23 protein-coding genes are annotated in these 22987 nt (G+C 62.8%); 9 read left to right on the plus strand and 14 right to left on the minus strand.

The genetic code is table 11. The annotated features are described in order from the left end of the window. Positions 1 to 88: 88 nt before the first annotated feature. Both O0882_RS09425 and O0882_RS09430 read left to right on the plus strand, forming a co-directional pair. On the plus strand, positions 89 to 616 hold the full coding sequence (locus O0882_RS09425) for an SRPBCC family protein (protein ID WP_289947317.1): 528 nt from the start codon (positions 89 to 91) through the stop codon (positions 614 to 616). Positions 617 to 688: 72 nt separating this feature from the next. Next, on the plus strand, positions 689 to 1102 hold the full coding sequence (locus tag O0882_RS09430) for an energy transducer TonB (RefSeq protein WP_289947319.1): 414 nt from the start codon (positions 689 to 691) through the stop codon (positions 1100 to 1102). An 11-nt stretch (positions 1103 to 1113) separates the two neighbouring features. Here O0882_RS09430 and O0882_RS09435 read toward each other — a convergent pair whose 3' ends face one another. The 6 genes from O0882_RS09435 to O0882_RS09460 form a co-directional block, all read right to left on the minus strand. Then, entirely contained in the window at positions 1114 to 2127 is a 1014-nt protein-coding gene (locus O0882_RS09435; protein WP_289947320.1) for a response regulator, read from the minus strand. Next, positions 2120 to 3217, minus strand: a complete 1098-nt coding sequence (locus O0882_RS09440; protein WP_289947323.1) for a hybrid sensor histidine kinase/response regulator — start codon at positions 3215 to 3217, stop codon at positions 2120 to 2122. The genes O0882_RS09435 and O0882_RS09440 overlap by 8 nt, the downstream gene beginning before the upstream one ends. After that, on the minus strand, positions 3217 to 4560 hold the full coding sequence (locus O0882_RS09445; protein WP_289947324.1) for a HAMP domain-containing sensor histidine kinase: 1344 nt from the start codon (positions 4558 to 4560) through the stop codon (positions 3217 to 3219). The genes O0882_RS09440 and O0882_RS09445 overlap by 1 nt, the downstream gene beginning before the upstream one ends. After that, the gene (locus tag O0882_RS09450; protein WP_289947326.1) at positions 4560 to 5954 is read right to left on the minus strand and encodes a class I SAM-dependent methyltransferase; all 1395 of its coding nucleotides are present in this window, start codon (positions 5952 to 5954) and stop codon (positions 4560 to 4562) included. Before O0882_RS09450 ends, O0882_RS09445 begins: the two co-directional genes overlap by 1 nt. 219 nt (positions 5955 to 6173) lie before the next feature. Continuing rightward, entirely contained in the window at positions 6174 to 7199 is a 1026-nt protein-coding gene (locus tag O0882_RS09455; protein WP_289947327.1) for an AraC family transcriptional regulator, read from the minus strand. Further along, complete coding sequence (locus O0882_RS09460; protein WP_141169429.1) at positions 7199 to 8101, minus strand: GGDEF domain-containing protein; 903 nt, start codon at positions 8099 to 8101, stop codon at positions 7199 to 7201. Before O0882_RS09460 ends, O0882_RS09455 begins: the two co-directional genes overlap by 1 nt. 315 nt (positions 8102 to 8416) lie before the next feature. Here O0882_RS09460 and O0882_RS09465 point away from each other — a divergent pair, with 315 nt between their 5' ends. Beyond that, positions 8417 to 10945, plus strand: coding sequence for a TonB-dependent receptor (locus O0882_RS09465; protein WP_289947332.1), 2529 nt, complete (start codon positions 8417 to 8419; stop codon positions 10943 to 10945). A gap of 17 nt (positions 10946 to 10962) precedes the next feature. Beyond that, entirely contained in the window at positions 10963 to 12825 is a 1863-nt protein-coding gene (locus O0882_RS09470; protein WP_289947335.1) for a phytase, read from the plus strand. A 54-nt stretch (positions 12826 to 12879) separates the two neighbouring features. Here O0882_RS09470 and O0882_RS09475 read toward each other — a convergent pair whose 3' ends face one another. The 3 genes from O0882_RS09475 to O0882_RS09485 all read right to left on the minus strand — a co-directional run bounded on the left by O0882_RS09475 (position 12880) and on the right by O0882_RS09485 (position 14582). After that, positions 12880 to 13296 (minus strand): hypothetical protein, encoded by a 417-nt coding sequence (locus O0882_RS09475; RefSeq protein WP_289947336.1) that lies wholly within the window; start codon positions 13294 to 13296, stop codon positions 12880 to 12882. A 24-nt stretch (positions 13297 to 13320) separates the two neighbouring features. Next, on the minus strand, positions 13321 to 14001 hold the full coding sequence (locus O0882_RS09480; protein WP_289947338.1) for a hypothetical protein: 681 nt from the start codon (positions 13999 to 14001) through the stop codon (positions 13321 to 13323). 80 nt (positions 14002 to 14081) lie between these two features. Then, on the minus strand, positions 14082 to 14582 hold the full coding sequence (locus O0882_RS09485; protein WP_289947340.1) for a hypothetical protein: 501 nt from the start codon (positions 14580 to 14582) through the stop codon (positions 14082 to 14084). Between the two features lie 199 nt (positions 14583 to 14781). On the opposite strand from O0882_RS09485, the gene O0882_RS09490 reads away from it, so the two are divergent. Then, positions 14782 to 15660, plus strand: coding sequence for an EamA family transporter (locus O0882_RS09490; protein WP_289947342.1), 879 nt, complete (start codon positions 14782 to 14784; stop codon positions 15658 to 15660). Positions 15661 to 15909: 249 nt separating this feature from the next. Next, positions 15910 to 16215: a cytochrome c family protein gene (locus O0882_RS09495; protein WP_289947343.1), complete on the plus strand. Its 306-nt coding sequence runs from the start codon at positions 15910 to 15912 to the stop codon at positions 16213 to 16215. A 221-nt stretch (positions 16216 to 16436) separates the two neighbouring features. On the opposite strand, the gene O0882_RS09500 is transcribed toward O0882_RS09495, so the two are convergent. Beyond that, on the minus strand, positions 16437 to 16700 hold the full coding sequence (locus O0882_RS09500) for a DUF378 domain-containing protein (protein WP_197678713.1): 264 nt from the start codon (positions 16698 to 16700) through the stop codon (positions 16437 to 16439). A 329-nt stretch (positions 16701 to 17029) separates the two neighbouring features. Between O0882_RS09500 and O0882_RS09505 the strand changes: the two genes are divergently transcribed. Beyond that, positions 17030 to 18439 carry a methyl-accepting chemotaxis protein gene (locus O0882_RS09505; RefSeq protein WP_289947354.1) on the plus strand — a complete coding sequence of 470 codons (1410 nt, stop codon included), beginning with the start codon at positions 17030 to 17032 and terminating at the stop codon, positions 18437 to 18439. A gap of 21 nt (positions 18440 to 18460) precedes the next feature. On the opposite strand, the gene O0882_RS09510 is transcribed toward O0882_RS09505, so the two are convergent. From O0882_RS09510 to O0882_RS09525, 4 genes are all read right to left on the minus strand, one after another. After that, a complete protein-coding gene (locus tag O0882_RS09510) occupies positions 18461 to 18985 on the minus strand; it encodes a GNAT family N-acetyltransferase (protein WP_289947357.1) in 525 nt (174 codons plus the stop codon). Between the two features lie 7 nt (positions 18986 to 18992). Further along, positions 18993 to 19565, minus strand: a complete 573-nt coding sequence (locus O0882_RS09515) for a helix-turn-helix transcriptional regulator (protein ID WP_289947359.1) — start codon at positions 19563 to 19565, stop codon at positions 18993 to 18995. A 139-nt stretch (positions 19566 to 19704) separates the two neighbouring features. Next, complete coding sequence (locus O0882_RS09520) at positions 19705 to 20079, minus strand: hypothetical protein (protein ID WP_289947361.1); 375 nt, start codon at positions 20077 to 20079, stop codon at positions 19705 to 19707. A 73-nt stretch (positions 20080 to 20152) separates the two neighbouring features. After that, positions 20153 to 21055, minus strand: a complete 903-nt coding sequence (locus O0882_RS09525) for a LysR family transcriptional regulator (protein ID WP_289947363.1) — start codon at positions 21053 to 21055, stop codon at positions 20153 to 20155. Positions 21056 to 21160: 105 nt separating this feature from the next. On the opposite strand from O0882_RS09525, the gene O0882_RS09530 reads away from it, so the two are divergent. Then, a complete protein-coding gene (locus tag O0882_RS09530) occupies positions 21161 to 22237 on the plus strand; it encodes a YeiH family protein (RefSeq protein WP_289947365.1) in 1077 nt (358 codons plus the stop codon). Positions 22238 to 22343: 106 nt separating this feature from the next. Then, entirely contained in the window at positions 22344 to 22985 is a 642-nt protein-coding gene (locus O0882_RS09535; RefSeq protein ID WP_289947366.1) for a LysE family translocator, read from the plus strand. The last annotated feature ends 2 nt before the right edge of the window (positions 22986 to 22987 follow it).

Consider the following 22987-nt stretch of genomic DNA (forward strand, 5'->3'; position numbering starts at 1 on the left):
TAAAGGCCAAGCGGCTGCGCACAGCCATTCATATCTGCTAAGATTGCCTTGATTCGTTCGCATCGACCATTCAAGATCTGGAGAGCATATGATCAAAAAAACCCTGCTGCTGATCGTCGTTGTCGTCGCCGCCATCCTCGGCTATGCCACCACCAAGCCAGACACCTTCAGTGTCCAGCGCGAAATCACCATCAAGGCCCCGCCCGAGAAAATCGCTGCCCTGATCACGGACTTCCATTACTGGGCCGCCTGGTCGCCGTGGGAAAAGCTCGATCCCGCCATGCGCCGCACCTTTGCGGGCCCGGCCAATGGCCTGGGCGCGCAATATGCGTGGCAAGGCAATGACAAGGTGGGCGCCGGCCGCATGGAAATCACGGAAGCGGCCCAGCCCGAGCGCACCGTCATCAAGCTGGACTTCCTGAAACCGTTCGAAAGCCATAACACCACCACGTTCACCATGACACCCGAGGGTGACGGCACCAAGGTGAACTGGACCATGACGGGTCCCAGCCCTTACGTCAGCAAAGTGATGACAGTGTTTGTCAGCATGGACCGGATGATCGGCAAGGATTTTGAAAAAGGCTTGAGCAACCTGAAGGCGGCTGCGGAGCGCTAAGGCTGCTCACCGCCACCAGACACAGGGCCTGCAAGGCCCTGTTTTCTTTGCGATTTCATTGCTGGAGTCCCCGTGAAACGTCTCATCCCAAGCGGCCGCCTGCTGGCCCCTCTCATGCTCGCGGCCTGCGCCGGCGCCGGCACCGCCCATGCCCATGATGCGCCCGCCACAATGCCTCCCGTTGCCGCTGACGCAATGGGGCTTGTCAAAGCGGCCGTGGTAGACATGCGCAACTGCAGCAAGGCGAAATACCCACCGGGCACGCTGCCAGAGGTGGCGCAAGGCACGACTTTCCTGTCCTTGCTGATCGGCACCGATGGTGCGGTGCTGGAATCGCAGCTGGAACGTAGTAGCGGCCACCCCCAACTGGACGAAGCAGCGCGCGCAGCCCTCAGCATTTGCCATTTCACGCCAGCGCAACAGAACGGCCAGCCAGTACAGCAATGGGCCACCGTCGCTTACGTATGGGAACCAGAAGCCAAATAGGCGACGTCAGCTCAGAACTGCTCGATCCACGCCGCCAGGTGGTCCGGCGTGAGCGCCGGTTCAGCCTGCACCACCTTGCCCTGCAAGCCCAGTTCCGTCTTGCTCAGCTGCAGGGACCATCCGCGCCGCGCCAGCCACAGCAAGCTGGCCAGCCAGAATGCGTGGATGGACGAGACTGGCGTGGTGGTCGGCGTTTCCAGGAATTCCGTCAGCAGGCGTCCATCGAGGAACAGGGCCGTGCCGCCCTGGCTTTGCAGCGCCGCGCCAAACACGGGCAGCAGCATGTCGATCGCCTGCTCCACGCCGCGCCCCGGATGCTCGCGCTCGATCGTGTCGAGCTGCTGGCGCACGGCGGCGGCAAAGGCGGTGCCGCGGAAGGCTTCCGAACTGACCAGGTCGGCATAATCCATCAGCAGCCAGTCCGGCTCGGGCGGCGTGACGCCGGCCGTCAGGGCCGCCGACAGATACGCTTCCACGGGCAGCTGCTGTTCCGGACCGGCCAGGCTGGCACACAAGGCGTACAGGGTGCCGATGCGGTTGGCGACGGCTTGCCGCTGGCGCACCATCAGCTTTTCGCGCAGCAGCTGGGCGTGTTCATTGCGCAGCCGCGCCAATTCCAAAGCCTGCTTGAGTTCCATGCGCAGCGCCGCGATATCCCACGGCTTCTGGATGTAGCGGTGGATCTGCCCCTGGTTGACGGCTTCCACCGTGTGCTCCAGTTCGGAATACGCGGTGGTCAAAATGCGCACGATGTGCGGATGGCGGTCCCAGCAATACGACAGCAGCTCATTGCCGTAGGCACCCGGCATGCGCTGGTCCGACACCAGCACGGCGATGCGCTCGGCTTGCTCGTCGAGGATGCGCTTGCCCTCCTCGACCGAGGTGGCCGTCAGCACGTTGGCCAGCGGCGCGATGGCGCGCTGGAAATATTTGAGGGCGTTGGCCTCGTCATCGACATAGAGTATCGTCGGCAAGCCTTGCGCCGGCTCACGCTGAGCCGGCAAACGCAGATTGGCGTCAATCATGCTCGTTCCTTATATGTACTGGAAAATTCAGGGTGACCGTGGTGGCACTGCCAAATTCGGTGGCGATGTCGATGTTGCCGCCGAACGATTGCATCATGCGGTGGCAAAATACCATGCCCCAGCCCTTGCCTTCGTTGCCGCTGGCACTCACGGGGTCGAGCAACAGCTGCGCAACAATCTCGGGGGCGATGCCGGCGCCATTGTCGCGCACCGTGATGCGGCCCGCATCGATGCGGATGCCGATCGCAGGATGGTCTTGCTCACCGGCCGAGCGCAAGGCGTTCGCCAGCACGGACGATAAAATCAGCGCGACGCAATTGGGCGACTCGGCAATGGCGAAATCCTCGCCCAGCTCCACCGTGATGGAAGCGCGCTGGGCCGTGCTCAAGGGATAGCTGTCGAGCAAGGCGGCCAGCAGTTGGCGCGCGCTGCCGGCGCTGCGTCCGCCCTGCATGCCCGGCCCGGCGCTGGCCAGGCGCACCGTGTCGACAAAGCTGGCCAGCACGGACAAACAATAGCGCGCATTGTCGTGCATCAAGGCGGCCGCTTCGCCGATCTCGGCCTGTGCTGCGGCGTCCGCCTGCGCGCGGCGTGCGATGCCGCGCGCAAAATTGGCGATGGCCGCCAGCGGCGTGTTCAATTCGTGCGCCAGGAAGGCCAGCGATTCCTCCATCGCCACCAGGCCCTGGCGGCGCGCGGCGCGCTCGCGTCCCGTCTGCACGGCCAGCTGCAGCGCCGTTTGCATGGCGACCAGGTCGAGCGGTTTTTCCAGCAGGCGGAACAGCGAGCCGCCGTTGATCAGTTCCAGCAGCACATCCTTGTCCGCATACGCGGTGACCAGCATGCAGACGATATGCGGATAGCGCTGCGCCACCTCCTGCAGCAGCTCGCTGCCCAGGCGGTCCGGCATGCGGTAATCGGTGACGAGCACATCGATGTTGGCGGCCTCATCTTTCAGCATGGCCAGCGCCGCATCGACGCTCTGCGCCGTCAGCACGCGGTAGCGCGCACCGACGGCGCGCGCGAAGTACTTGCAGGCGAGCGCTTCATCGTCCACGTACAGCACGCTGGCACGGCTATCGTTGTCCATTAACGGCCCTCCCAGTCGGAGCGCTGCAAGTCAAAATTCATGCTGGCCCATACACCCAGCTCGCTTTCGGCGGAGAGGGTGCCGCCGTGGCGCTCGATCACGCCATAGCTGATGCTCAGGCCCAGGCCCAGCCCCTGCCCCACTTCGCGCGTGGTGAAGAACGGTTCGAACACGCGCGCCAGATTTTCCGGGGCGATGCCGGGGCCGTTGTCGCGCACGCTGATGCGCAGGCGGTTCTCGTCCCAGTGAGCCGTGATGCGGATCTCGAACGGCGGCGCATTGCCCTTGCGCATGGACAGCACGGCATTGCCCAGCAAATTGATCAGCACGCCCACGATGGCCGCCTCGTCGCCGCGCACCAGGGTGTCGACCGGCAAGTCGTGGCTGATGCTGACATTCTTCGTTTCATGCCCCACCAGGCGGATGGCCGCGTCGAGCGCGCTGCGGAACTGGAAGTGCCCCGTTTCCAGCTGGTTGCCGCTCTTGCGGTAGGCAAAGGTTTTTAAATCGGACACGATGTGCTGCACGCGCAGCATGCCCTGCTTGGCGTCGGCCAGGCATTCGCTCACCAGCGCGCTTTGCTTGGCGGCCGGGTCTTCAATGGCCACCTCGATGGCCATCATGCAGAAATTCACGGGGTTATTGACTTCATGCAGCATGCCGGCGGCCAGGGTGCCGATGGCGGCCATTTTCTCCTGCTGCAGCATCTGCCCCTTGATATCGGCCAGGCTTTTGTTGGTTTCTTCCAGCTGCGTGTTCTTTTGCGCCACTTCCGCCTTCAGCTGGAACAGCATGAAGCGGGCGCGCTCATTGAAATAGGTAAACACGGCGCTGATGCTGGCCGACATGATGAGGAACAGGCAGTTGACGACAAACGTGGCAGGCAAGTCGAAGCCGCCCGCATGCCAGGCGCAGGCGGCCACGTACAGCAGGCAGGAAATGGCGCCGAAGACCATGTTTTGCCACAGGCCGAAGGCCAGCACGATGCCCGACGAATAAATGGCCAAGGTCATGCCCACGTAATAGATCGAGGTGGCGCCTTCCGTGACGGCGATCATCCAGGCGATCATGATTTGTGGCAGGATCAGCCAGACGAAGGTCAGCCCCTGGATGCGGTCTTGCGCCCAGCGCGTGCGCATGGCCAGCACGACGCAAAAGATCAGCACGGACACGAGAATGCGCGCGCTGGTAAACGCCGACTGCTTGTCCGGATACAGGGCCGAATCGAGGCCCATGCCCAGCAGGATCAGCACGATGCCCGTGTAAGCGCCGCCGCGGCTGAATTCCAGGCGGAAGTCGCGCAAAACGGCCGTGTAGCCGGCGTGCAGGCCTGGAGTATCCATCAAGGAATGCTCACTTCCGCGAACACATTCACGCCCGTGACGTCGACATAGATTTTCGGCGCCGTCGCATGTTCGGGCAGCAAGGCCGACAAGCCCGCTTCATTGCGATAGATCAAATGCCACTCCAGCAAATGCTCCATGCCGAACTTGCCCGGATTGTCGGCGTGCACATTCGTCACCAGCAGGCGCCCGCCCGGCCCCACGCGCGAGGCGAAGTGCAGCAGCAGGCGCGCGCACACCTTGTCGGACAGGTAGTCGAACAGGCCGGCGCAATACACGGCGTCGAAACTGCCGGGCAAGCCCGCGGCGCCCGAGCCGTGGCGGCGCTTGAGCAGGTTGTGCACGGAATCGTGCACATACTCGATTTCCACCACTCTTCCCGTGCGCTGCATGATGGTGGTCAGGCGCGCGCGTGTCCAGTCCAGCGTCTCGCCGCTGAAGTCGACCAGTTCAAAGGCCAGCCACTGCGCATCCGGGCACGTTTCAAGGAAACGCTGCACCTCGATGGCGGGGCCGCAGCCCACGTTGAGCACTTTATACACGCGCCCTGCCGCCCGTGCCTCGGCCGCCTTGTGCGCCAAAAATTCCGTCAGGATATCGATGCGGTTGCGGTGCGCCGTGGCGACAGCCGCCTGCAAAAAGGCCGCATTGACAATCTGAAAATACGTGCTCGGGCCCTGGCGCGGGTCGTCGAGCAGCTGGTTGACCATCTGGTAATCGCCCGCATAGCCGAGCGGTTTGGTAAACGTGCGGAAGACGAACGGCGCGCGCAGGATCAGCGGGTGCAGCGCCGCTTGGGCGAACGCGCGGTGGGCCGGCGCCCGTTCTTCCTCGACCAGCGAGGCTTCCACCTCGAGCTGGCGCAAGTACAGCTGGGTTTGCTCCATCAGCGGCAAGGCCAGCTCGTCGAAGATGTCGGCGCGCAGGCGGCCATTTTCCTTCGGCAGCGAATCGGACAAATCGACTTGCTCGACCCAGCGCGCCACTTCCGACAAAAAGGCGCGCATTTCGTTGACGACGATCTGGTAATCGCGACGGATACGGAAGCGCTCGCCCCAGCCCGCGACAAAGGCGCTGGACTCTTTCGCCACGGCGCCCTTGACCACCACCACGTCGCTCAGCTCGCGCCACTCGTCGATCAGGGTGACGGAAACGATGGCGGTCAAGCCCGTGTTGACGCTGCTGATGACGACGGCCTTGCCCACATAGGCATTCTTTGCCCCCATGCGCACCGTCAGGTCATTGAGTACCTCGCTGACCTGCACAATCGAGTAGGGATTGTAGATTTCCATAACCAGCGAATTGCGCTGCAAGTTGAAAATCGTGCCGCGCACCGCCTCACCCTGGGTGTTACGGAAACTGACGACTGGATCGATCTGCGATTGTGAATACACGATTGGGCATTATCAAGTTGCCCGGCTGCCGGCGCACCACGCTGGGCGCGCCAGTTTCCAGGCTGGGTTAAGGCACGGCACACCGGTCGTCGCCGCCGTACCGGAGCGCCTCAAAGCGTGTCTGTTCGCTCTCTGATCGAGTGTACTATGGATGTAGCAGAACGGGCAATTGTTCCTACTGGAATGACTGTCCGTGGCGCTGGCGCGCAACGCCGCCATTCAACCGGCCACGAACAGTGCCAACGCATGACGCAACAGCTGCGGCGTTTGCCCCGTCCAGCGCTTGAACGAGCGGCGAAAGTTGGTGGCATCATGAAAGCCGAGGTAGGCGGCCACGGCGTCGTTGTCGTAACCATGCGCCTGGAACAGGTAGATGGCCTTGTGCGCGCGCACCTGGTCCAGCTCAGCCTGGAAATGCGTGCCATGGCGTGCCAGGTGGCGCTTGAACGTGGCGGGACTGACGCCGAATTCCTGCGCCGTGCGCTCCAGCGTGGGCGCGCAGCGGATGTTCGCCAGCAGGTAGTCGTACAGCGCGCCGAGCAGGCTGGCGGCGGGCACGGGTGCCAGCGCGGCCGCCCGCAAGGCCAGCGCGGCCGCCGTGGCATTGCCGCGCGGCCAGGGCTTGTCCAGCCAGCTGGAATCGATGAGCATGGCGTCGACCTGGCAATCGAAGCGCAGCGCCTGGCCCAGGTGCACTTCGTGCTGCTCCACGTGGCGGGGCCGCGCGCGGTTGAAGCAGAAGCGCCACGGCAGCGCTTCGCCGGCCAGCCAGCGGCACATGGCCGCCAGCGCCGTCATGTGCATTTCCACCAGAAACGGCAGCTGGCTGGGCGCGCCGAACGCATCGACCCAGTACAGCACATGCAGCTCGCCCGCCTCGCGCAAGCGCGGTTGCAGCAGCGGACACAGCAAGGGATGAAAATCGCACAGGATGGTCAAGGCCTGGCGCAGATTCTGCGCCTGCAGCAAGGCATGGCTGGCCGCGCCGTAATGGCCGGGCAGCATTTGCTGGCCCAGCATGAAGCTGGTGTCGGCACAGTCCAGGCCGCGCGCCACATTGGCCAGCAATTGCAGGTATTGCGCGGCGCTGACCTGGCTTTCCGCACAGGGCAGCGCACCGCCGTCGAGGCCCGTGCCCTTGAGCAGCGGCGCCACAGCCAGTTCGCGGCTGCGCGCGTAGTCGAGCACCAGCGCCGGCTGGTGATGGGCCGCGATGCTGGGGTCGCCTTGCTGGTTCAGCGGCATCAGGCAGGCGCGGCGGAACTGATCCCGGCACCGGAGCGCGGCGTTTCCACGGCACGGCTCAGCTCGGCCAATACCACTTCCGGCACGCCATCGGTGAGCGAGCAGGCATGTCGCAGGCTCAAGCGGATTTCGCGGTTGTCGTTGGCGTGGTGGCGCATCTGCCCCACCATGGCGCACAGGTGGCGCGCCTTCACGGCCGCATCCTCGCGCGACACGCCTGGCATCAGCACGGCGAAGCGGTCGCCCGCATAGCGGCACAGCAAATCGTCATTGCGCAAGTTCAGCAGCAACATGTGGCCCACGGCTTGCAGCACGCGGTCGCCTTCGCGGTGGCCGTATTCGCGGTTAATCAGGTGAAAGCTGTCGATATCGAGCAAGACCAGCGCGCAATCGAGGCCGGGCCGGCGTTCCTGTTCCAGGCGCATCTGCGTGCGCAGATAGCTGGCGTCGGCCAGCTGCGTGATGCGGTCGAAGGCGCGGTGGTCGCGGAACAGGCGTTCGCGCTTTTGCAGATGTTCGTTCAGTCGGAACTGTTCCTGGCGCCAGTAATACATGCCGATCGTCAACACCAGCATGCCAAATGGAATCAGGGCTTCCAGCCAGTTATCCCACACGGCGCTCTTGTCGACGGCAAAGAATTCATCGAGGCAATCTGCCCAGGACCCCAGCATGATGGCGCACAGGCCGCCGGCGATCAGGCTCGTCACCCGGCCGCGCGGACGGCTGCTGAGGGTAAACAAGAACCAGATGCCCGCCATGACGGCCGTGCCGCCTTCGCAAACGATATCCATCCACTTCCAGATGGCGAACGGTTTAAGGTGGCCCAGTGTAGCGTACAGGAAAAAGAACAGGGGCAATGCCAGCGCGGCGGCAATCAGGCTGTTACGGTGCAACGGCAGCATGTGGGAAACCTTTAAAAGTGGTGCTGTCGCCACGATAGCGCCCGCCCATGACGGCACGATGACATACCCCGCGCCCGTGCGGCAGGTGCAAACGGCTCAACATGAGCAACGCAACTGATGCAAATCCGGCAAGCCATTGCCCGTGCGCCCTGCGCTGGCAGGTCATTTCAGCTCACCATGGGTCATTTCCGGCCGGAAAGCGTTCACAAGCCCTTGTTTTCAGGGTGGCAAGCCCTTGCCTGTCACGCAACCGTCATATTTGCTGCCTAGAATCCGCCCGGTTCCCTCCCCCTAACCGAGCTCTTCATGAAAACCATGCACACTTCGCCCCCCTCCCCGCTGCGCCTGACGGCCCTGGCCCTCGGCATCATGGCCGTCTTCAGCGGTCAAAGCCATGCGCAAGCGCAAGATGCGGATGGCTTGCCGGCCGCCACCGTGGTCGTCAGCGGCCAGCGCGCCAGCCTGCGCAACGCCATCGCAGCCCAAGAGAAAGCCGACAACATCATCAGCGTCATCAGCAGCGACGATATCGGCGGCTTGCCCGATAAAAACGCGGCCGAGGCGCTGGCCCGCTTGCCAGGCGTGTCCGTGCAGCGCGACCAGGGCGAAGGCCGCTACATCACGGTGCGTGGCCTGGGCCCGGACTTGAATGCGGTGACCATCAACGGCGCGCTGGTACCGTCGCCGGAAGCGGGCCGCCGCGCCGTGGCCCTGGATATCCTGCCGGCCGGCCTGATCCGTACCCTGGAAGTCTCGAAGACTTTATTACCGGAAATGGACGCCAATTCGCTGGGCGCCACCATCGAAGTCAAATCGCTGTCCGCCTTCGACTTGCCGGGCACGCTGCTGTCGGCCAACGTGGGTGCCAGCCATGATGAAAAGACGGGCAAGACCAGTCCCAGCGGCGGCGCCCTGTGGGCCCAGCGCTTCCTCGACGGCAAACTGGGCGTGGCTGCCGGCCTGAGCGCGGAAAAGCGCTCGTTCGGTTCCGATGACGTGGAAACGGGTGGCGCCTGGAGCAAGGGTAAATTGTCGGGCCTGGAATTGCGCGACTACCTGCCCGTGCGCAAGCGCGGCGCGCTGGCCGTCAACCTCGATTACCGCCCGGAAGCGGGCAACAGCTGGTTTTTGCGCTCTTTTGTGAGCGAATTTTCCGACGATGAAGTACGCGACCGCCTGACCATCAGCAATATCGCGGGCGGCAGCCTGGCCGAAGGCCAGACGGCCAGCGCGCGCGCCGAGCGCCGCATCCGCCAGCGCAAGTACACGCAGCAAGTGCGCTCGCTCGTGCTGGGCACGCAGCAGAAATCGGGCGACTGGACGCTGGACGTGAAAGGCGGCATGAGCCGCGCCACGGAAGACACGCCGGAGTCCTTGAACGACGGCCGTTTCCGTGGCACCAGCAATTTTTCCGGCATCAGTTTCACGGATACGCAGGAGCCGAAATTGAGCGGCCCCGCCTCGCTGTACGATCCGGCCAGCTATGCACTGAACGCCATCACCCTGCAAAAGCGCTACTCGAAGGACAATGAACACCATGCACGCATCGACCTGGCGCGCAAGTTCGATATCGCCACCCTGAAATTCGGCGCCAAGCTCAGCCGCCGCGAAAAGACCAATGACACGGATCAATGGGCGTATAACAGCAGCAAGGCCAGCAGCGGCAATTACTGGGGCGCCGGCTCGACCTCGATGAGCAACTTCGTGCAGGGCCACACCCTCGACTACGACCTGGGCAACATCGGCGTGGCGCTGGACCCGCTTCTCATCCGCGCCCGAGTGGCCGGCCTCGACCGCGACAAGGCGCGCCTGGCCACCGAGTCCATCATCAACGATTACCGCATGCATGAAGACATCAACGCCATGTATGTGCAAAACAGCTACGACTTCGACGCCTGGCACATCCTCGGCGGCGTGCGTCTTGAGCGCACCAGCTTTGAAGCGGCCGGCTCGCAAGTGGACAGCGCCGGCTTGTCCACGCCCTTGACGCGCGAACGCTCGTATACCAACTGGCTGCCCAACCTGCAAACCCGTTATGACGTCGATCAAAAGACCAGCGTGCGGGCCGCCTGGACGCAAGCCGTGGTGCGCGCCAACTTCAGCCAGCTGGCACCGGGCATCAGCCTGGCCAGCAACACGGAAGCCGTGATCGGCAACCCGGACTTGAAACCGCTGAAAGCCAACAACCTGGACCTCGGTATCGAGCGCGTGCTGGGCAACGACGGCGTAATGTCGGCCTACGGTTTCTACAAGGACATCAAGAATTTTACCTACACGACGAACCTGGCCGGCACGGGTCAGTGGGCCAATTACACCTCGGCCACCTCGTATGCGAACGGCGACGCGGCCAAGGTGAAAGGCATCGAACTGGCCTACATGCAGCCGCTGCGCATGCTGCCGGCGCCGTTCAACAAGTTCCTCGTGGGCGTCAACGGCACCCTGAGCACCTCAAGCGCGCAAATCGGCCGCTACGACAAGGCCAGCAAGCAGCAGCTCACCCGCGACATCCGCCTGCCGGGCCAGTCGAACCAGGTCATGAACTTGATGCTGGGCTATGAAACGGGCCCCGTCAGCGCCCGCCTGGCCCTCAACTACAAGTCGCCGTATCTGCTGGAAATGGGCAGCGACATCCTCGATCAAAGCCAGGACCACATCGTCGCCAGCCAGAAGCAGCTCGATTTCTCGCTGTCCTACCAGATCAACAAGCAGTTCCAGGTGGTCTTTGAAGCGGCCAACCTGAACAACGAGAAATACTATGTCTACCAGGGCACGAAGCAATACAACGTGCAGAATGAACAATACGGCCGCACTTTCAAAGTGAGCCTGAAAGCCAGCGCCTTCTGATGATGATTTTACCTACCATGAAAAAAACCGTACTCTGCAGCGCTTTGCTGGCTTGCCTCTCGGCTACAGCGCAAGCCGCGCCTGTCCAAGCTGTTCCTTCCTTCACGCAGGAATCGGAAGAGCTGGCGCGCCTCCCCGGCGGCGGCTGGCTGACGTTGGACAAACACGGCTTGCGTTTGTTCAACGCTGCTGGCCAGGAGCAGGACCGCATCGCCGTGCGCGCCAAGCAGCTCGACACGCGCATCGATGGCAATCGCGTGCTGGCCGTGTTCCTGGAAGCGGATACGCAGCGCCCGCTGCCCGTGTCCGTCGACGTGCAAGCCGGCAAGCTGGTCAAGCTGGCGCCGTTTCCCGTCCCCACCTTTTCCGTGGAAGCATCGTGTTTGTACCGCGACGCCCAGCAGCTAGCTCATCTGTTCTTGATCGGCAAGGATGGGCAGGCGGAACAGTGGGTGATGCAGGGCGAGCAGCGCAGCCTGGTGCGTAAACTCGCCTTGCCGCCGCACGCCAAGCATTGCAGAGTCGACGATGGCGCCCGGCGCCTGCTGGTAAGCGAAGCGAACATGGGCGTGTGGGCGTATGACGCCGAGTCCGAAGGCATGGGCAAGCGCGAAGTGGTGGCCCTGCGCAAGCCGTATGGCCAGCTGGACGGCGGTGCCGGCGCGCTGGCCGTGCTGCCCGGTGGCGTGGCCGTGCTCGACGGCAAGGCGGAAAAGCTGCACTTGGTCGCCCATCAGGAAGGTAAATGGACGGCGCAGCCAGCCCAAGCCGTCGCCTTGAACGTGCGCAAGGGCGACAGCCAACTGGCGCTGGACAAGGATTCGCTACTGCTGCGCGGCAAGAACGGTTGGCAAGCGCGGCCCTTGAAATGGAATGGCAAAGCGGAAACGGTGCCTGCGGTAGCCATCATCGCCCCGCAGGCGCAGACAGAGCCGATGGCGCGCCAGGGCGACGCGGCCGACGACCCGGCCATCTGGCTGTCCAGCGATCCTGCCAACGCGCGCATCCTCGGCACGAACAAAAAGCAGGGATTGCTCGTCTACGACCTGCAAGGCAAGCAGACGCAGCTGCTGGAAGTGGGCCGCCTGAACAACGTCGACGTGCGGCAGAATATCCAATTGAATGGCAACAAGGTCGACCTGGCCGTGGCCACCCAGCGCGACGACAACAGCATGATGCTGTTCACCATCAATGCCGATGGCGTCGTGGCGGAAGCGGGCCGTTTTCCTACCGGCCTGAAAAGCATCTACGGCATGTGTTTGTACCAGCCGGCCAGCGGCGGCGTGCAAGCGTTCATCAACGACAAGGACGGCACTTTCCAGCAGTACAAGATCGAAATGAGCGGCTTGAGCGGTGGCAAGTTCAGCGCCACCCTCTTGCGCAGCTTCAAGGTTGCCACCCAACCGGAAGGCTGCGTGGCCGACGACGCCAATGCCAGATTGTTCCTGGGCGAAGAAACACGCGGCATCTGGACCACCTCGACCGATGCCGCCAAGCCGGACTCCCTCACCATGGTCCTGCCCGTCGGCGCACAATTGACGGCCGACGTGGAAGGCATGGCCATCTACCGCCAGCCGGGCAGCAAGGCTGACTCTGGCTACCTGATCGTCTCCAGCCAGGGCGACAGCAGCTACGTGGTACTCGACGCCCAAGCGCCGTACAAGGTGCGCGGCCGCTTCAAGGTAGGCTTCAACTTGCCCGCCGGTATAGACGGCACCTCGGAAACGGACGGCCTCGACGTCACCTCCGCCAACCTGGGCGGCGCATATGCACAAGGCATGCTGGTGATCCAGGACGGCTACAAGCGCTTGCCCGACGGGCCGCAGAACTTCAAGTATGTGGCGTGGGGAGATGTGGCGAAGGCCTTGAAGCTGGACTAGTGACACGGGGGCGGCCCGCACAGGCCGCCCTTGCCGCCGCGCGACAGACAGGTGCTAGGCCGCGCGCGGCAGATCGATGGCGAAGGGCAGGCTTTCGCCAAAAAAATCCACCTTGCCCGTCAGCGCCAGCCGCTGCGCCGACAGTTCCACCAGGCACAGGTCCGCCACATCGCGGTACTCCATCATGTAGAGACTGCATTCACAGTCCGTACTGCTGGCATCGACGGCCAGCCCGTGCAGGGGCGCGGCATCCGTTCCCGCCACGAGCAAACCATGCAAAGAGAATGACGGCGGATACAGCGCCCACGACCACGGAGCGTCGTCGTCTTCCGTCAGCCGCATGAACTCCTCGTCGTCGGCCTCGACCGTGATATTAATTTCCCGCATGCCATTGGCAAGTGCCGCCACACTGATACTGGATTTCGCGGCATCCACGGCAAAATTGGTGTCGCCGATACTAAATACATGCATTCAACACTACTCCATCGTAACAAGTCAGGGCACGGCGGCACGCACGGAAAGCGTTCCCGTCGCGCCCGGCTGGGTCAAGGACATCCGCAGCACCCAGCTGTACTTGAGCCGCCCCTCGCGCAAAATGGCGTAAGACGAGGTCGCCATATCGCCCTGCCTGTCCTCGGCTTTCTGCATCACGGTGTAGCCGGTGCTCGCCGGAGGAAGCCACCGTTCAAACTCGCGCTTCAAGTCGGCTGGAGCTATCTGTTTCACCACAACGGCGCAGGTTTGCGGCTGCGTGGCAACTACCGTAAAGCGGCCGCCTGTTTCGCTCGTGGACCAGGACTTGCCAGGCACACTATCCGGCAGTTCCCGCGCCTCTTTTGACGTCACCTCGACCAGCTTCACACGCCTGACTGCCGTTTCGATCTGCTGCACATCCCCTTGGGAAGGCACGCAAACGCCGAGGAATAACTGCATCGCCAATGTTTCAACGGTTTCAGGCTCTGCCGCGCGGACGCCGCAACTGGCAGCCAAGGCGAGCGCCAGGATCGCGCATTGGAATTGCCGACGGTACACCATCATTGGCGCGCCTACGACCGTGCGAAACGCCATGTTGGCATCGTCGAAATCGGCCCCATGCCTGCCATTCCAGGCAAAGGCAATTTTCGCTTCGGATGAGGGGGTATAGGATGCAACGAAATCCACTGCCAGTGCTGTCATATTCTCAATTCATGCCGATTCAGGCTATTGCCCATTTCCGTGGACTGCTTGCCAGCCAGCGGACATGCGCGGGCAATCCATCAATCGCCCTGCTGTTGCCAAAACGCCTTGCCGCCCTTGATATAGATCAAGGCACTGGCAGAACCCTCTTTCGCCACCACGATTCCATCCGTTTTCAGCTTGAGGGATTTTTCATGATAGCTGTGCTGCAACGATCCCTTGTCTTCCACCTGCCACACTTCCAGCCAGGCGAAATCGTCGCCGCCGTTGGACAAGGCATGTCCGGCACCGACGATGAGGGGCGCCGTCTTTTGCCTGAACAGGAAGGCGATGCCCTCCTTCTTGCTATCCTTGTTCTTGACGAACACGGCCAGATCACCCTTGCCATCGCCATCGAAATCGCCGTGCAGGACAAACGGGTTCATGCGCGCACTCACTTCGATCGCTTCGCGTTTGGCCAGACTATCGAGCTGTTGCGTTGCCCAGGCCGGCAATTGCGCCTGCGGCGGCAAGGCCTGTGCTCCAGCCATGCCGGCGGCAAACACCAAGGCGACGGTCACTGCAATGCTTTTGCAATTCATAGAGCGGCTCCATAGAGACAAAGAATCGTTGGCGGCACCCCACTGATCAGTGGGGTACTGGCAGAATAACATTATCAGAAAATACTTGCACTATTACAACAGTGTCCGCTCCGCTTTGCAGCCAGTACGGGCGGATAAATGCCGTCTGTTGCAGATCTGCCAGCGACTGGCGGCCTGTTGCGTATTAAAATGGCGCCCCATGACCTCCCCCGCCTCGACCTCTTCCCTCCCCGACAGCATTTTGCTCCCGTCCCTGGCCGTATTGGGAGGGCAGATTTCCGTCAATCTGGGGGCGGCGATTGCGAAGAACCTGTTTCCTGTCATCGGCGTCGAGGGGATTACGGCGTACCGGGTGGGGTTTTCGGCCTTGATTTTACTGACCATTTTCCGGCCGTGGCGTTTCCGGCTGACGCGCAAGGATGTACTGAACTTGCTGGTCTACGGTTCCGTGCTGGGGTTGATGAACTTGCTGATTTACCGGGCGTTTGCGTTGATACCGATCGGCATTGCCGTCGCCATCGAGGTGACGGGGCCGCTGGCCGTGGCCATGCTGTCATCGCGCCGGCCGCGCGATTTGCTGGCCGTGGCGTGCGCCGTGTTCGGCCTGTATTTGCTGTTGCCGCTGCAAGGCAGTCCAGGTAGCCTGGACCCGGTCGGAGTGGCATACGCGCTGGGGGCGGCCCTATGCTGGGCGCTGTACATCATCTTCGGCAAGCGCGCCTCGACCTTGCAGGGTGGGCAAGCCGTGGCCTGGGGCATGACGGTGGCAGCCATGGTGACGGTGCCCATCGGCGTCGCGTATTCGGGCACGGCCCTGCTGGCGCCGTCGATTGCGCTGATGGGCCTGGCAATCGCCATGCTGTCCAGCGCCCTGCCGTACTCGCTGGAAATCTTTGCCTTGCGCCGTTTGCCGCAAGGCGTGTTCGGCATGTTCAGCAGCGCGGCGCCCGCCGTCAGCGCGCTGGCCGCCATGGCCGTGCTGGGAGAACTGCTGAGCCTGATCCAGTGGCTGGCCATCGCCTGCATCGTGTTCGCGTCCGCCATGGCGGCGCTGGGCGCCCAGGGCGGCAAGCGCTAGCGGCATTCACCCCTCCTGCACCGCTGCCTGCGCCACTTCCTCGCATCCATGTCCGTGCAGGTCCGTGCAGGCGGGCAGGTTTTGACGTGCGCCTGTAAAATGCGTCATCGCTTGCCACACATTGCCACGCATTGCATGCCCGCCTCACCGATGACATCCACCTTTCGCTCTCTCTTCTCTCTTGCCTCCGCAGGTCTGCTGCTGACGCACGCCGCCATTACGCACGCAGCCGCAGCTCCCGCTCCTCTCATGGGCAATGCCGAAGCGGGCAAGACCGCGTTTCGCAAGTGCGCCTCCTGCCACCAGGTGGGGCCATCGGCGCGCGGCGGCTTCGGCCCCAAGCTGACGGGCGTGATTGGCCGCAAAGCCGGTGCCACCACCGATTACAAGTATTCGGCAGCCATGAAAAACGCGAACATCGTCTGGACCGAGCAAAACCTGGCCGGCTTCCTCAAGGCACCCAGCGATTTCATTCCCGGCAATAACATGCGCTTCTGGGGCATCGGCAATGCGCAGCAAGTGGCAGATCTGCTGGCCTACCTGCGCACGCAGTAAGTAAGCAGGTCACGCACGGGCCTGCGCGCACGCACGCACGTACGCGGACAAGCAGACACGGCCCGTCAAGCCACGACAGCAGCTCAAGCCTCCAGCGCTTGCAGCAAGCCCTTACGCTTCTTGTGCGCCGCCCGGGTAACGCCCTTCCTGCTTGAAGTCCCGTTACAGCTGCTTGAATTCGCGTTTGCGTCGGGGATGGGCACCGACAGGCATAGCTTCTCCTAGGACTTGGCTGGCAGCTTGCGCACGCACAGGTAAATGGAATACACCGCCGCCAACCCCACCAGCACATATACGCCGCGCGACGCCGTCGTCATGGCGCCGAGGATGCGGGCCACGATGTCGATGTCGAACAAGCCCACCAGCGCCCAGTTCAAGCCGCCCACGATCAGCAGGATCATGGAGATCCAGTCGACCACGTTCAGGCGCTTTGCCGTCATTTCCTCGTTTGCCGCACCGTCCGATCCTGCCTGAATATTCGCCATCTCAGCCTCCTGTAAGAAGATACGACCCGCCGCCGGGTCTGTGCAAAGATCAGTGTAGGCGCGACACCGGCATATGCCAGTCGGATGATGCCGGGGTTCGAGGTAGGACGAGTCTGTAATAAGGAGGGTGATTTTATCCGGCAACAATTTCGACAATCGTTGCCCGTTGTTGCTAAACAAGCAGTGACAAATTCCAATATGGAAATATTTATAGATTACTTAGTATTGCACTGCTACACTCATTTCACCCCAGCAACGTCAGGGGCAACAGCGCCGCGCCGTGCCGCCCGCATGGGCTGCGGCCACCATGGGACAACAGCTGAGGGGACATGAATATTTCAAACATACGCATCGGTGTACGCCTGACAACGGGTTTCTTGCTGGCATCGCTGTTGCTGGCCGTGGTCGTCGGCATCAGCACGTGGCAGCTGGCCACGGTGAGCGGGGAAATCGACAGCAGCGTACACCAGCGCTATGCGCGCATCGAGCAATTGCAGGCCACGCGCAACCGCACGCAGGAACAGCCCGCCCTGCGCGACATCGACCAGCAGATCGCCACGCAATCGGCGCAGATGCGCGCGTCGGCCGAGGCCGCCATGGCACGCGCGCACGATACCAGCGTGCTGATCATCGCGCTGGGCCTGATCGGCGGTGTGCTGAGCCTGGTCACGGCCTGGTTCATCAGCAGCGGCATCGTGCGGCCCCTGCGGCACGCCGTCAAGGTGGCGCGCAAGGTGGCCAGCGGCGACCTGAGCGGCAATATCCGCGTCGAATCCGGCGATGAGGTGGGCCAGTTGCTGCAGGCGCTGAAAGACATGAATGCCAGCTTGATCACTATCGTGGGCGATGTGCGCGGCGGCACGCTGGACATCGCGGGCGCGTCAGGCGAGATTGCCGCAGGCAACCTGGACCTGTCGCAGCGCACGCAGGCGCAAGCCAGTTCGCTGGAGCAGACGGCCGCCTCGATGGAAGAGCTGACGGGCACCGTCAAGCAAAATGCGGACAATGCGCGGCAAGCCAACCAACTGGCGCAATCGGCCGCCGACGTGGCCGGCAAAGGGGGCAAGGTGGTGGCGGAAGTGGTCGATACCATGAGCTCGATCAATGCGTCGTCGAAAAAGATCGTCGATATCATCGGCGTCATTGACGCCATCGCCTTCCAGACGAATATCCTGGCCCTGAATGCGGCCGTGGAAGCGGCGCGGGCCGGCGAACAGGGACGCGGCTTTGCCGTCGTGGCCGCCGAAGTGCGCACCCTGGCCCAGCGATCGGCCGGCGCGGCACGGGAAATCAAGCAGCTGATCGGCGACTCCGTCGAACGGGTCGACGCGGGCGCGCGCCTGGTCGATACGGCGGGCGCCACCATGCGCGAAATCGTGGCCAGCGTGCACCGCGTGACGGACATCATGGGCGAGATCAGCATGGCCAGCGGCGAACAATTGTCCGGCATCGAGCAAGTCAATGCCGCCATCGTGCAGATGGAGCATGTGACGCAACAAAATGCCGCGCTGGTGGAACAGGCGTCAATGGCGGCGGCCAGCATGCAGCAGCGCGCCCAGCAGCTATCGGGCACGGTGGGCATCTTCACCTTGGGCAATGAGGTGGCGCCCCCGCACGCGGCGCCGGCCATCAGCCTTGTCGCGGCACAATACGCAACGCATGACAAGGCGGCACCGGCCCTGACACATTCACGCGCGCCATCACGCGTCCCTGCCGTTAGAGCGCGCCTGAAAGCCTGAGTTCCCCGCCTGAGTTCCCCGCTATAGCTGCTTGTACATGATGGTCGTGGCGTCCAGCCGGTCGCCGGCAGGCGCCAGCGCATAGGCGGGGATGCTGCCGGCCACCACGTAACCGAGCGACAAATACAGCGGTTCGGCATGGTCGCCGCTGCGCGTGTCCAGGGTCAGCAGGCTACGCGGCAAGAGGCGCGCCTGTTCTTCCAGCGCCAGCATCAACTGGCGCGCGAGGCCGAGGCGGCGGTAAGCGGGCGCGACCAGCAGCTTGCGCACTTCGGCCCGGTGCGCCTGGTTGGGATTGGTGTCCCAGTCCAGCTGCACGGCGCCGGCCACCTTCCCTTCCACCTCGGCCACCAGCAGCAGGCGCACGCCACGCGTCACGGCGGGCAGCACATTGTCCGTCCAGAACGCCTGGCTGGCCGCCACGTCGAAGGGCAGAATAAAACCGATGCTGGCGCCGTCGTGCACGCACGCCTGCAGCAGCGCGCCCAGTTCCGGTAAGCTTTCGAGAATATCGGTGGGCGAAAAATGGCGTAGCGATGCGGACATGGCGACCTCAGACAAGAAAGAGAAAATAGCGGGCGCCGCTATCCGGCGGCGTCGCAAACGCGCTGGCGCCCTGCAACTGGTAGCGCAGGCAATCGCCAGGCAGCAAATCGTGCGAGCGGCCGTCGACGGTCACGTTCAGCTGGCCCTCCTGCAACAATAGATGGTGTTCCATGCCGGGACGGGGCGACGCCGCGTAGATGATCGTCACGCCCGCACCCAGTTCGCATTCGAGCGCTTCGCCGGCCAGGGCGCGCGACGGGGGCGAAACGGAACGGCGGATAAAACCGCTGTCCGGGTCCGTCCACACGCTTTGCTGTGCCCGCCGCAGCAGAGGCGGAAAATCGTCTTCCACCATGCGCAGCAGGCGCGACATGGCCAGGCCATACGCGGCGCACAGCTTGCCCAGCACGACCGTCGTCGGGCTGACCTCGCCATTTTCCAGGCGAGATAATGTCGCGCGGCTGACCTGGCTCAGGTTCGCCAACTGGTCCAGCGACCAGCCCCGCTCCATGCGCAACTGTTTCAGGCGCACGGCCAGCCGCTGTTCGGTGCTGTCTTCGTTTGATGTCGTGTTTTCCATATATGGGAATTTATCCCATAAAAGGAAATATAGCAAGCGGCCGCGTACGGTTGCTCCATGCACTGAACAGCACCGGGACGTTAGCGTGAGTTGAGGGGATTGTTATCACGCGCATGCTGCACGCTCCCATGCACGGCCACTACTGTGTCTCAAGCAGCCTGAAAATCAAAGACGCCTCTCCCTGCCTCTCCTTATAGTCGGCAATCAAGGTAAGGTCCGTCTTTAGCCCTTCGGCCCAAAATTGACAGGCAACTCTTCTGGACTGCGGATCGGCTTGCGTCTCGTAGCTGTAGAGGGGAATCCTGCCCGTCCTGTCAGCTTGAAATGCGATGGCATAGGGAGGCATCGTTAAATTTTCAACATTTTCCCCGGATCTTTCCAGCTCTTCCTGAATTTCTTCGTAAATCGCCGGGGTGATTCCAAAATCCGCTAAGGCGACCATCTCCGCATTTTGGATAGCCATCAAAAGATCAGCCGTGAGCCGATAGATTTTATTTCCATCAGATAATTCCATGTTTACTTCCTTCGTTTCGAAATAGTGGCAATTGATATGGCAGAAGGACAAATATCCGAGAAACCTGGCTTCATTACCCCGCCATGCGTGTAGCGTGGCGGCACAGTTCCAAAAATCCCGTCAAGCGGGGCGACAGGATCTTCTTGGACTGGCGGATCAGATAAAAATTGCGCTCCAGGGGCGGCAGCATGGTGTCCAATTCCACCAGTTGCCCGCTGGCCAGCAGATCGGCCACCACCACGCGCGACAGGCAGGCGATGCCGAGACCGGCCGCGGCGCCATATTTGATCGCTTCCGAGTTGCTGAATTCGCCTGCGGCGCGCAGATAGTGCAGATACGGCACCAGTGCCTGCTCCACCGCTTCGCGCGTGCCCGAGCCCGCTTCGCGCAGCAGCCAGCCCGCCTGGTTCAGCTCCGCAAAGCTGAGCAGATGATGCAGCTGCGCCAGCGGATGCGTGGGCGCGGCCACGATCAGCATCTGGTCCGTCAGCCACGGTTCCACCAGCAAACCCGCTTCATGGCACGGCCCCTCGATCAGGCCGATATCGACGCGGAACTCCGCCACGGCGGCGGCGATGTCGGCCGTGTTGGCAATCGTCACCTGGGGAATGCTGCGCCCGTATTGCTGCGCCGCCTGCGCCAGGATCTGCGGCAGCAGATAGATGCCTATCGTCGTACTGGCGCCGATTTGCAGGCTGACGGGCACGGACGGGTCGGCGCCCGCGAACTGGCGCTCGATGCTGGCGGCCCCGTCGCGCATCTGCCGCGCCTGCGGCAACAGCAGGCGGCCATTGTCATTGAGCAGCAATCGCTTGCCCACGCGGTCGAACAATTGCGCGCCCAGCAAGGCTTCCAGTTCATTCAGGGCCGCGCTGGTGGCCGACTGCGACAGCGCAATCTGTTCGCCGGCCGCACTGGTGCTGCCCGTGTCCGCCACGGCGAGGAAAATCTGCAGTTGCCGCAAGGTTAAGGCCATCAAATCTACCTATTTAATTGGTTAAACATACAAAAACAATCCGTTTTACCATTTAATCGACCAACTGTACAGTCATGCCATACGCATAAAAACATGGAGTACGGCATGTCTTCCCTCTCAACAAGCAACACAACAAGTTTCAGCGACCGCTATGGCCGCTTGCTGCCGGGCCTGATGCTGAGCGGCGCCATCGCCTGGGGCGCCATCGCGCTGGGCAAGCTGGAATGGATGCAAAGCCATGGCATGAGCGCCCTGACCCTGGCCATCATGCTGGGCATTGTGCTGGGCAACAGCGTGTATGGCCGCCTGGCGCCCAGCTGCGGCGCGGGCGTGGCCTTTTCCAAACAGACGTTATTGCGCTTGGGCATCATCCTGTACGGCTTCCGTTTGACGTTCCAGGATATCGGGCAAGTGGGCCTGGCCGGCATCGCCATCGACGCGCTGGTGCTGACCTCCACGTTTGGGCTGGCCATGTTCCTCGGCACCAAGGTGTTCAAGCTGGAACGCAACTGCGCCATTCTGATCGGCGCGGGCAGTTCGATCTGTGGCGCGGCGGCCGTGATGGCGACCGAGCCCGTCGTCAAGGGCCGCAGCGAGGATGTCACCGTGGCGGTCTCCACCGTCGTCGTGTTCGGCACCATCGCCATCTTTCTGTATCCGCTGCTGTACCAGTTGAACCTGGGCTGGCAGGTGCTGGGCGCCACGCCCACCGCCTTTGGCGTGTACATCGGTTCGACCGTGCATGAGGTGGCGCAAGTGGTGGCGGCCGGCAAGTCCATCGGGCAGGAAGCGGCGAATGCGGCCGTGATTGCCAAGATGGTGCGCGTGATGATGCTGGCGCCGTTTCTCGTCATCCTGTCGGCGGTGCTGGCGCGCGGCAAGGCCAAAGGTGGCAGCCACGACAAGGCCACCAAGCTGGCCATTCCCTGGTTCGCCTTCATTTTTATCGGCGTGGTGGCCTTCAATTCGCTGGGCTTGCTGCCAGCCGCCACAGTGGCCACCATCACCGATCTCGACACGGTCTTGCTGGCCATGGCCATGGCGGCCCTGGGCTTGACGACGCATATGTCGGCCATCCGCCGCGCCGGCATCAAGCCCCTGCTGCTGGCCGGCCTGCTGTTCTGCTGGCTGATCGCCGGTGGCGCCGCCATCAACCACGTGGTCGCCAGCCTGTTTGCCTGAAGCTGGGCCTGATTCAGGCGGGGGCCGCTGACGCAGGAGTCGAAAACTTCGTACAATAAGCGTGTTTTGACTCTCAATCCGGCTTCGGCCCCACCCAGGAATACCCATGCATCTCTCGAACTGGCTGCTTTTCTGCAGCGTCGCCCTGCTCGTCACGTTTTCTCCCGGTCCGGCCGTCCTGCTGGCCATCTCGAATGCCATCGCCGTCGGCCCGCGCCGCGCGATGATCAGCAGCATGGGCAATGGTTTTGGCCTGTTCATCATTTCCGGCGTGGCCATGGCCGGCATGGGCGTCGTGCTGGCCACCTCGGCCACCGCCTTCATGCTGCTGAAACTGGCTGGCGCCCTGTATCTGGTGTTCCTGGGCATCAAGCAATGGCGCAGCAAGACCAGCATCGTGGCCGCTGCGCCCGTGGCGCTTGGCGCGGCGAATCCAAATTCCTTTTGGAAACTCTTCCGCCAGGGCTTGACGGTCGCGCTGACCAATCCCAAGGCCATCCTGTTCTTTTCGGCCCTGTTCCCGCAATTCATCACGCCGGGCGAACCGGTGGCCATCCAGTTCACCGTGCTGACGACCTCGTTTGTCGCCTGCGCCATGCTGGCCCACTTGTTCTACGCCAACCTGGCGCGCCTGCTGAAAACCCAGCTGGCCACGCCAGGGCGCGCCAAGTTGTTCAACCGCATTTCGGGCGGCGCCTTCGTGCTGCTGGGCCTGAGCCTGCTGCGCCTGCGCGCCAAGACGGCGTAAAG

The organism is Janthinobacterium sp. SUN073 (assembly GCF_030397665.1).
Classification (GTDB): domain Bacteria; phylum Pseudomonadota; class Gammaproteobacteria; order Burkholderiales; family Burkholderiaceae_D; genus Janthinobacterium.

Coding starts and splice junctions, on each gene's coding strand:
- O0882_RS09425 (WP_289947317.1), top strand. CDS start 89: ATGATCAAAAAAACCCTGCTGCTGATCGTCGTTGTCGTCGCCGCCATC.
- O0882_RS09435 (WP_289947320.1), bottom strand. CDS start 2,127: ATGATTGACGCCAATCTGCGTTTGCCGGCTCAGCGTGAGCCGGCGCAA.
- O0882_RS09440 (WP_289947323.1), bottom strand. CDS start 3,217: ATGGACAACGATAGCCGTGCCAGCGTGCTGTACGTGGACGATGAAGCG.
- O0882_RS09445 (WP_289947324.1), bottom strand. CDS start 4,560: ATGGATACTCCAGGCCTGCACGCCGGCTACACGGCCGTTTTGCGCGAC.
- O0882_RS09455 (WP_289947327.1), bottom strand. CDS start 7,199: ATGCCGCTGAACCAGCAAGGCGACCCCAGCATCGCGGCCCATCACCAG.
- O0882_RS09460 (WP_141169429.1), bottom strand. CDS start 8,101: ATGCTGCCGTTGCACCGTAACAGCCTGATTGCCGCCGCGCTGGCATTG.
- O0882_RS09465 (WP_289947332.1), top strand. CDS start 8,417: ATGCACACTTCGCCCCCCTCCCCGCTGCGCCTGACGGCCCTGGCCCTC.
- O0882_RS09470 (WP_289947335.1), top strand. CDS start 10,963: ATGAAAAAAACCGTACTCTGCAGCGCTTTGCTGGCTTGCCTCTCGGCT.
- O0882_RS09475 (WP_289947336.1), bottom strand. CDS start 13,296: ATGCATGTATTTAGTATCGGCGACACCAATTTTGCCGTGGATGCCGCG.
- O0882_RS09480 (WP_289947338.1), bottom strand. CDS start 14,001: ATGACAGCACTGGCAGTGGATTTCGTTGCATCCTATACCCCCTCATCC.
- O0882_RS09485 (WP_289947340.1), bottom strand. CDS start 14,582: ATGAATTGCAAAAGCATTGCAGTGACCGTCGCCTTGGTGTTTGCCGCC.
- O0882_RS09490 (WP_289947342.1), top strand. CDS start 14,782: ATGACCTCCCCCGCCTCGACCTCTTCCCTCCCCGACAGCATTTTGCTC.
- O0882_RS09495 (WP_289947343.1), top strand. CDS start 15,910: ATGGGCAATGCCGAAGCGGGCAAGACCGCGTTTCGCAAGTGCGCCTCC.
- O0882_RS09500 (WP_197678713.1), bottom strand. CDS start 16,700: ATGGCGAATATTCAGGCAGGATCGGACGGTGCGGCAAACGAGGAAATG.
- O0882_RS09505 (WP_289947354.1), top strand. CDS start 17,030: ATGAATATTTCAAACATACGCATCGGTGTACGCCTGACAACGGGTTTC.
- O0882_RS09510 (WP_289947357.1), bottom strand. CDS start 18,985: ATGTCCGCATCGCTACGCCATTTTTCGCCCACCGATATTCTCGAAAGC.
- O0882_RS09515 (WP_289947359.1), bottom strand. CDS start 19,565: ATGGAAAACACGACATCAAACGAAGACAGCACCGAACAGCGGCTGGCC.
- O0882_RS09520 (WP_289947361.1), bottom strand. CDS start 20,079: ATGGAATTATCTGATGGAAATAAAATCTATCGGCTCACGGCTGATCTT.
- O0882_RS09525 (WP_289947363.1), bottom strand. CDS start 21,055: ATGGCCTTAACCTTGCGGCAACTGCAGATTTTCCTCGCCGTGGCGGAC.
- O0882_RS09530 (WP_289947365.1), top strand. CDS start 21,161: ATGTCTTCCCTCTCAACAAGCAACACAACAAGTTTCAGCGACCGCTAT.
- O0882_RS09535 (WP_289947366.1), top strand. CDS start 22,344: ATGCATCTCTCGAACTGGCTGCTTTTCTGCAGCGTCGCCCTGCTCGTC.